We start from the raw sequence: 2,457 nt of genomic DNA on the forward strand, positions 1-2,457 counted from the left end.
GTGGTACACGCATCACGCCAGAAGATTTCGATTTAACGCAGTTACCTGCACATTTGCAGATGAATTTTAAAATCGAAGACGATAAACACAAACTTATCGCCCAAGGGCGTGTGCTCGACAGTTTAAAAGCCGAGTTGCAGGGCGTGGTGGCCAAAGCCATTCGTCAGGTGGCGGATAAGGGCATTGAGCAACAGGCCCTGACCGAGTGGTCCTTTGGCGAGTTGCCAAAGCAGTATGAGCAGCGTAAGGGCAATTATCAGGTGCGGGCGTTTCCGGCACTGATCGATAATCAAGCCAGCGTTGCAATCAAATTATTTGATGATGAGTTTGAGGCGCAGGCCGCGCACCGCCAAGGCCTAAGACGGTTATTGCTACTCAATATCCCTTCGCCGGTGAAGCATTTACAGCAAGCCTTGCCGAATAAGGCAAAATTAGCGATGTATTTCAATCCTTTTGGCCAAGTACAAATCCTGATTGACGATATTATTGCCGCAGCGGTGCAGCAATTACTGGATGAAAAGGGCTTAGATGTACGGGATAAAAACCAGTTTGAGCAGGCAAAGGATTGGGTGCGCCAAGAGCTAAACCCGACCGCTGAGCAAATCGCCCTGAAGGTGGAGCAAATTTTAACGCTATATCAAGGCATTAAAAAACGCCTCAAAGGTAAAATGAGCTTAGATATTGCCTTTGCGATGAGCGATATTCAAAGCCAATTAGATAAATTGGTGTTTAAGGGATTTGTCGAGGCCTGTGGCTGGAACCGTTTAGCCGATGTGGCGCGTTACTTAAAAGCGATTGAAACGCGTCTCGATAAATTACCCGTCGATCCGACCCGCGACCGTTTACATATGCACAGTATCAACAAAGTGCAGGAGGCCTTGGCGGCGCAGTTAGCTAAGGTGCCACGTTCGCAGCCCACGCCGCCGGCATTAGTTGAAGCGCGTTGGATGCTTGAGGAATACCGAGTGTCGTGCTTTGCACAGGTGCTCGGTACGGCTTACCCCATTTCAGAAAAACGCATCTTAAATCATATTCAGCAGATCTAGGGTAGGGTTAAATGCATCTCGCGGCCAACCTAAGATGATAGTGCGCTCGCCTTAAGCACTTAAGTGTTTGAGTCCTTAAGTGTTCGAGTGCTTGAGTGCTTGAGTGCTTGAGGCAACGGCAGGCCAAGTGTGAGCTCACTTGGCCGCAATGTGGTGTCCTTCCGATAAAAATTGACGCTTTGTTGATCCCATCGCGATTTCTGCGCTAGGCTTCCTGTTAGCATTTGCCTTTATCCATAAGCGCCGCGTTATTCATCACCGCTGCACTAACCTTAAGCCTAACCCTAATCCTTATCCATAACCGCGCAAAGAGAGTCAAGCATGCAACTCGATATCAACGGGCTAAGTCCCGCCGCGTTTTTAGCCCAGTATTGGCAAAAAAAACCGTTGGTGATCCGTCAAGGATTTAAGCATTTTCAAGATCTCGTCACCCCCGAAGAATTGGCGGGGTTGGCAATGGATGAGCTCGTCGAGTCCCGCCGAGTCTACCAACAAGCCGGACAGTGGCATGCCGAATTTGGCCCCTTTGATTCCTACGAGACACTCGGAGAGCGCGATTGGACCTTAATCGTGCAGGCCTTGAATAATTGGCTACCCGATGCCGAAGCGTTAATTCAATGCTTTGATTTTATTCCCCGTTGGCGCTTTGATGATGTGATGGTCAGCTACGCGACTCCCGGCGGTGGTGTGGGGCCCCATATCGACTTGTACGATGTATTTATTTGCCAAGGTTCAGGGCGTCGCCGCTGGCGCGTGGGCGATCGTGGTCCGCATCGGGAGTTTGCCGCCCACCCAGCGCTGCTGCATACCGAGGCCTTTGAACCGATCATCGATGTTGAATTACTGCCAGGCGATATTTTGTATATTCCCCCCGGCTTCCCTCATGATGGCATTACTCTTGAAGAATCCTTAAGTTTCTCGGTGGGTTACCGTACAGCATCGGCAAAAGATATGGTGGGGGCACTCGCGGATCATTTAGCTGAACACGATTTAGGCGCTCAGCAGATTGAGGATCCGGATCGCGCGGTGTCAACGCGCAGTGGCTGTGTGGATGACCGCGATTTAACGCGCCTGCGCACGCAGTTAACGGCAATGCTGAATGATGAATTAGTCAGTGAATTTTCTGGCCGCTATTTAACCCAATCAAAATGCGCCTTAGATTTACCCGATGAACCGCTTGAGATCAGCAGCGATGAAGTGCTCTTCTGGCTCGATGAGCAGCCGCTTATTCGCCTTGGCGGGTTACGTTGTCTGTATTTTGACTTAACCGTGGCAAAGGGCACAGTGTTTATTAATGGTGAGCGTTATCAACTGCCCGTTGCGCTTGCAGGGCTCATTCCTGCACTTTGTGATATGAGTCAGTTAGATAAAGCCACATTGGCGCCTTGGTTGACCGATGCCGCAGTACTCA

2 protein-coding genes are annotated in these 2,457 nt (G+C 50.2%); both read left to right on the plus strand.

Annotated features, from left to right (window positions below; translation table 11 throughout):
• A partial coding sequence (locus ACRCZA_RS09185) for a DUF3418 domain-containing protein (protein ID WP_438674145.1) occupies positions 1-1,046 on the plus strand: 1,046 nt, incomplete at its 5' end.
• A 321-nt stretch (positions 1,047-1,367) separates the two neighbouring features.
• The coding region (locus ACRCZA_RS09190) for a JmjC domain-containing protein (protein ID WP_438674146.1) at positions 1,368-2,457 on the plus strand (1,090 nt) is incomplete at its 3' end.

The organism is Shewanella sp. (assembly GCF_051658185.1).
Lineage (GTDB): Bacteria > Pseudomonadota > Gammaproteobacteria > Enterobacterales > Shewanellaceae > Shewanella.